The 6,324-nt window shown below is 50.9% G+C and carries 6 protein-coding genes and 1 CRISPR repeat array; all 6 genes read left to right on the forward strand.

Going from position 1 to position 6,324, the window contains the following annotated elements; translation table 11 throughout:
* On the forward strand, window positions 1-488 hold a 488-nt coding region (locus BZG83_RS16825; RefSeq protein WP_158074979.1), incomplete at its 5' end, for a hypothetical protein.
* 122 nt (window positions 489-610) lie between these two features.
* Window positions 611-1,570, forward strand: coding sequence for a GTPase family protein (locus tag BZG83_RS15490; protein ID WP_077481878.1), 960 nt, complete (start codon window positions 611-613; stop codon window positions 1,568-1,570).
* 82 nt (window positions 1,571-1,652) lie between these two features.
* Window positions 1,653-2,342: a GTPase family protein gene (locus BZG83_RS15495; RefSeq protein ID WP_077481880.1), complete on the forward strand. Its 690-nt coding sequence runs from the start codon at window positions 1,653-1,655 to the stop codon at window positions 2,340-2,342.
* A 26-nt stretch (window positions 2,343-2,368) separates the two neighbouring features.
* Complete coding sequence (locus BZG83_RS15500) at window positions 2,369-2,857, forward strand: lecithin retinol acyltransferase family protein (RefSeq protein ID WP_077481882.1); 489 nt, start codon at window positions 2,369-2,371, stop codon at window positions 2,855-2,857.
* 148 nt (window positions 2,858-3,005) lie between these two features.
* Window positions 3,006-4,350: direct repeats of the CRISPR family, unit length 38 nt; unit sequence GTCCTAACGGACCACGCCCTGACTAAAGGGATTAAGAC.
* 203 nt (window positions 4,351-4,553) lie between these two features.
* Window positions 4,554-5,813 (forward strand): Card1-like endonuclease domain-containing protein, encoded by a 1,260-nt coding sequence (locus BZG83_RS15505; protein WP_077481884.1) that lies wholly within the window; start codon window positions 4,554-4,556, stop codon window positions 5,811-5,813.
* A 31-nt stretch (window positions 5,814-5,844) separates the two neighbouring features.
* Complete coding sequence (csx16, locus tag BZG83_RS15510; protein WP_077481886.1) at window positions 5,845-6,135, forward strand: CRISPR-associated protein Csx16; 291 nt, start codon at window positions 5,845-5,847, stop codon at window positions 6,133-6,135.
* Window positions 6,136-6,324 lie beyond the last annotated feature (189 nt).

Genomic DNA, 6,324 nt, shown 5'->3' on the forward strand with positions numbered 1-6,324 from the left:
CCGTAACCACCGCCAGCCAAATGCAAGACTATGCTGATCAAGTCTGGGCGTTGTTGGTGGTCAGTTATGCCCGCGTGAAAGGCGGTCTGCATTACGCCAATAAGCAGCACATGTTAGAGCAAACCCAACGTTGGCAACTGGTTGTGCGTGGCACGCGGGTAATCGCCGTGATTTTATTCAAAGCCAAACGTGGCTGGAAATTAGTGGCAATGGCAGCGTGTCGTCGTGCTAAATCGGCCGCGCGTGCCGCGCTAAAACGGCTCATTTGTGGCGCTCTCCCCAATAGTTGGATGGAGCTTTCTGAACGCGCCGAACACTTTGTGATGCTGCACTGCCAGGGTCACCAATACCTGATCCACGCCAGTTTAGTCAGCGAGTTGCTGAATAAACCCGTGCGTGTTAATGAGGCCGACAGTTACCACTACGTGCGTGACATTGCTGGGATCCCCAAAGCCAAGATCATCGTGGGCACACCGGCRCGGYGCTAAGAGTTCACCAATTGGTCRAGGGCCGCRGCCCTTATCCCAGTGAAGTAGCATTGASTCATTGCCACAACGCAGCCATCAAGGCGCGTTGTTTATCACAGCAACCCGATAACAGGAGAACGCTTATGACGCGGAATCAACACACCCAGGCGCAGATGCAAGGTAGCGAGCAGAGCATGACAGGCGCAAACTACCCGCGAGAGCACAGTTGGTTTGACATGTTTGGCGAGCTTGGCAATCGGCCGGTGAATATTTTAGTCACAGGCGCAACAGGGTGCGGTAAATCGTCGACCATTAACGCGTTGTTTGATGCGGACAAGGCCAAAGTTGGACAAAGCCCGGATCCGGAGACCATGACCATCGAGCAGTATCAATTTAACAACCTTGTCTTGTTTGATAGCCCAGGGTTGGGGGATGGTCGCGAAAGCGATATTCGGCACGCGCGCAATATCCTCAACAAGCTCGAAGAGTGCGATGAAAACGGTGAACTACTGATCGACCTGGTGTTAGTGGTGTTAGATGGTAGCAGCCGTGATCTTGGCACCTCGTTTGAGTTGATTAACGAGGTGATTATTCCCGCACTGGGCGAGCATACCGACCGCTTACTGGTGGGGATTAACCAAGCCGATATGGCCATGAAAGGGCGGCATTGGGATCCGATTAACAATAAGCCCGAGCCAATATTGGATGCATTCTTGCGTGACAAGATCAGATCAACACAGCGCCGTATCTATGAGGCTACCGGTGAGAACGTCGAGGTGGTGCATTATGCCGCAGGCTATAAGGAAGGCGACGAACAGCAACCGCCCTATAACATGGGAAAATTGTTTGCTTACATCTTGCGCCATGTGAAAGCAAGCAAACGTGTGGCGTTAATGCGCGACATTAACCGTGACAAAGCGATGCGTGAGCACAACGATAGCGATGAAGACTATCGTGAGTCCGTGCGCAAATCGTTGTGGGAATCGGTCACCGAGGGGGCGGAAAAAGGCGCAGAGTTGGGTAGCTACTTTGGTGCCCCAGGAAAAGTGCTGGGCGCGGCCGCTGGGGCAGCGGTTGGTTTCTTTGTTGGGCTATTCAGTTGATGTGGCCCAGAGGCGGTGCATACCGCCTTAACTTACAGCGACAGTAGTGACACCCTTTACAGGCTAGATAATAGGAGAAACGATGTCTTATTTCACCCAGCTCGATACGGCGATGCGCCAACGCGGTCTGCTATTCCCGCTTGATGTGTTACTGGTTGGTGCCACCGGCAGTGGCAAAAGCAGCACCATCAATGCACTGGCAAAGGCCCCGGTGGCCGACGTCGGCAGTGGCGTTGATCCGCATACCCAGCAAATCAGTGGCTATGCCATGTCAGACAGCCTGCGTTTTCATGATTCTGCCGGGCTGGGAGATGGGAAAGCCGCGGACCAACGACATGGTTTGGCTATCCAACGTAGCCTTGAAGAAACCTGTACCAGCACCCAAGGCGGCGCATATGGCTTTATTGATATGGTGGTGGTGATCCTTGAAGGCGGGATCCGCGATTTGGGCACCAGTGTCACCCTGTTGGAAACCGTGGTCTTGCCGTATATTGCCCCAGAGCGGGTGGCGGTGATGATCAACCAAGCCGATATGGCCATGAAAGGGCGGCACTGGGATCGAATAACTCACTCACCGGATCACATCTTGGCTGAATTTTTAAGCCAGAAGGCGGCATCCGTACAAGCGCGGATTGCCGATTCCACCGGGCTCTCAATCGCACGACCTGTGTGTTACAGCGCCGAATACCACTACAACCTTGAGGCAGTGATGACGCACTTGCTGGCGCACCTGCCAAGACATCGTCGTCGTGTTCAACCGCGATCGGCATAATCTATACGAAGTGAGGAGGCAAGCGAATGAAAATCTATTTGGGAACGGGGCCAAGTTTTTTATTAGCGCGGCACATTGCCGATAATGTTTTGCGTGACAAAGTGCTGCCTGTGCCCGGTAGCCTTGTTTATTGTGATTTAGCGCTTGCCTTCGAGCACTCAGGGATTTATGTGGGAAATGATCAGATTGTCCACCTAAATGGTGACGGTTTTATTGAAGCCGTATCGCCGGCACAGTTTTTACAGCGCTTGGGTGGCTTTAACCCAGCGATAAGTATTTATGTGTCATGCCAAGATGAGCAAGCGGTCGGCTCGCCAGCGGCAGCCACGCGAGCGATGCAGGCGGTAGGCAAACGTCAAGACTACAATATGCTGTTTGACAACTGCCATCAATTTTCGTCGTGGTGTTTGTCGGATAACCGTGCAAACAGCGACAGTTTTACCTGGATGCTAAAAGACACCGCCAAGGCACATTTACGCGCAAATACCTGGCGAGTGTGGGATCGAGAAGATTAAAATAAGATGACAAGACGTTCAATCGCTTACCAGCGAGAATAACAACATGGCACGTCATTTGCTTATTTTTGTAAAATTTAGCGTGTTTAAAACGCTTGTTTATTTCGCAACTTGCAAAGGTCAAAACAATCAGTTATAAATGAAAACTGTCCTAACGGACCACGCCCTGACTAAAGGGATTAAGACGAACAACTCGAACGTAATATTGTGTCACACATAGAGTCCTAACGGACCACGCCCTGACTAAAGGGATTAAGACGAGAGTGTGTCAAGTGCAGCTTCTGCATCGTTAGCGTCCTAACGGACCACGCCCTGACTAAAGGGATTAAGACATTGATGCTGACTGCTTATCGAATGATGCTTGCAGGTCCTAACGGACCACGCCCTGACTAAAGGGATTAAGACTTTGATTGATTAAGGGGCCGGATGGCCCCTTTTGGTCCTAACGGACCACGCCCTGACTAAAGGGATTAAGACTCGGTGACGCATTTGACGGCCCTGTTAAATTTCAGTCCTAACGGACCACGCCCTGACTAAAGGGATTAAGACTTAACCACACATCATTCACCGAAAGAAATTGATCGTCCTAACGACCACGCCCTGACTAAAGGGATTAAGACCTTTGTTGTAACGAACAATAGGGAAGTGATTAATGTCCTAACGGACCACGCCCTGACTAAAGGGATTAAGACTCGTTACCCAACCACTTGTTGGTAGGATCTGGAGTCCTAACGGACCACGCCCTGACTAAAGGGATTAAGACGTTTATTAGATAGAAGAAGTAAAGGTGCCGGTTGGTGTCCTAACGGACCACGCCCTGACTAAAGGGATTAAGACCTCAATCATTTTTATGACCTTTGTCTTGTCGTGTTTTGTCCTAACGGACCACGCCCTGACTAAAGGGATTAAGACTCTACGGTGTTGCAGGGAAAAACCCACTGGCTATGTCCTAACGGACCACGCCCTGACTAAAGGGATTAAGACAACAGGTGAGGAGATTGCTGCACAGAAAATCTGTGTCCTAACGGACCACGCCCTGACTAAAGGGATTAAGACTTAATGTCAACCACATTGCCAGTCTTGACGTAAAGTCCTAACGGACCACGCCCTGACTAAAGGGATTAAGACCTTTACTTTGCTCATAATTTTATCTCCAAATTAAAGTCCTAACGGACCACGCCCTGACTAAAGGGATTAAGACTTAGCATGTTGGTCATGCTGCGGTTGCGGTTTGCCGTCCTCACGGACCACGCCCTGACTAAAGGGATTAAGACATAATCCGTCAAAGTCTTTTCTCATTTCTACCATCGTCCTAACGGACCACGCCCTGACTAAAGGGATTAAGACTAATACGGAACCAGTAATTACAAAGGGGAGTTTTGCGTCCTAACGGACCACGCCCTGACTAAAGGGATTAAGACTCAAGTTCCTCTTGATAAGCGTCCTGAACGTCTAGTCCTAACGGACCACGCCCTGACTAAAGGGATTAATATGTAGGGCCTAGGAGCCTAGGCCCTAGGCCCTTTATTTCACGCCTCGCTTAAAGGGCTCCCTCTTGTGTTTGATTTTCCTACTATCACCGATTGGTGAACCGTGCGCTGGCATCGGATAACAGGTATCCTTACCCTTATCAGTTGCCCGCGATACTGGGCAGCGTTTAATCACCCATTGCCACGGCCCCATACAAGGAGGTGCTATGCAACACGTTCATATCAATCTTGTCTCCAACCAATTGCTGCCTAATCTTATTCCCACATTGGGCGACAACGCCTGCACGCATGTGATCCTGGTGCTTGGGGATCACACCCTCAAAGCCCGCGCTGAGGCATTAGCCGATATGTACCGTGATCGCGATATTGTGGTGACACTCTGCGAAGGCCGCAGCAGTCATGAAGTGGGGGCGCTGAAACAACAAGCGCGCGAAGTGATTGACTGTCTCAGCACCGAGTTTGCCCATATGCGCTGGATATTGAATGCCACCGGTGGCACCAAACCCATGTCACTGACCTTTACCAACGCGTTTAACCAATACAACATTATGGCCAAAGCACACGCCGCACCAGGACAAGATCCTAATTGGGCGTTAATCATTTATACCGATAGCCAAAATAAAGCGATTCCTATCTTAAACGACGAAGACGGGCTGCAGTTACCTCCCTTGCCTTATCAGTCGGTGCTCAGTTTGGATCAGTTGCTTGAAGCCAATGGCTTTATGATGACCGACGCCATTGATACCACCAATGATGACGCGGTAGTAGCGCGTGCAGCCTTAAGCCGATTTTTAGCCAAGCACTGTAGCAAGGAGAAAACTCCCCAGATGCTCGGGCAGTTGCAATATCTCGCCGCTGAGGCAGCCAAGGATTATCCGAATACGGCGACGCAGAGCATGCCCCACGCGCCTTTCAACACATGGGCCACGCTCTATCAACGATTGGCGGATGAAGGTTTGATTGAATGGCGCGAGGGGGAGCAGCAAGTCACCTTTACCAGCCATCAGGCATGCCGCTATTTAGCGGGCATGTGGCTAGAGGAATTAACCTATCTGCTTGCGAAAGACGCCGGGTTTGAACAAGTGATGATGAATGTGGAAGGTGTATGGGGCGATCGCCRTGATCGCGCAMACTTTATGACTGAAAACACCGCGAGTAACGCGAGTAAAGGGAAAAACAACGAATTTGATGTGTTAGTGCGCCACAATAATCAGCTKTTAACCATYGAATGYAAGGCRGTCAATTGGCAATCKAAATYTRCCAACAGCCAAGATGTAACCCATAAACTGGATAACCTGAGCCGTAAGTTGGGGGGGCTATATGGACAAAGCTTATTAGTGAGTTTTCATGAATGTCCTGATGCAATGCGCACCCGTGCTAACGACGTCAATATTGCGCTTTGTGAGCCCGCCACCATCAGCGCCATTAAGGCTGCGTTGGCTCAGTGCCAACAAAACATGGGCTAGCATAAACGATCAAGGTAGGAGTAAGCGTCGCATGATCTATTTGGTGACACGCCATCAAGGCGCCGTCGAATRGTGTGCAAGACACAAGATAACGGTGGATGCGTGTCTCCCTCATTTGGACGTCGAGACGATTCAAGCTGGGGACACGGTGATTGGCACCTTACCGATCCCACTGGCCGCTGCCGTCGCGGCCCGTGGCGGACACTACTGGCATTTAACCGTGCCGGTAACATGGGCACAACGCGGGCAAGAGCTGACCGCCACGCAACTGGAGGATATGGGGGCCAGCCTGCAAGCCTATCATGTTACGGCGGCTGAGTAAGGAAACACAGTGGGCTCACCAATTGGTGAACACAAGTTAGCGGTTAAGGCGTTGAGTACACTGGGGCCATGTTTAACGATGGAGCTTGGCTATGACCACAGTCGTACTGGATTCACCGAACTACCATGTCCATATTAACAATCAGATCCTGCATATACAGCACAACAGCGCGCCGCCTCGCTTATTGCC

Origin of the sequence: Salinivibrio sp. PR919 (genome assembly GCF_001995355.1) — a bacterium.
Lineage (GTDB): Bacteria > Pseudomonadota > Gammaproteobacteria > Enterobacterales > Vibrionaceae > Salinivibrio > Salinivibrio proteolyticus.

Excerpts from the sequence above, each read along its gene's own strand:
- BZG83_RS15500 (WP_077481882.1), top strand. The coding sequence starts at position 2,369 with ATGAAAATCTATTTGGGAACGGGGCCAAGTTTTTTATTAGCGCGGCAC.
- BZG83_RS15490 (WP_077481878.1), top strand. The coding sequence starts at position 611 with ATGACGCGGAATCAACACACCCAGGCGCAGATGCAAGGTAGCGAGCAG.
- BZG83_RS15495 (WP_077481880.1), top strand. The coding sequence starts at position 1,653 with ATGTCTTATTTCACCCAGCTCGATACGGCGATGCGCCAACGCGGTCTG.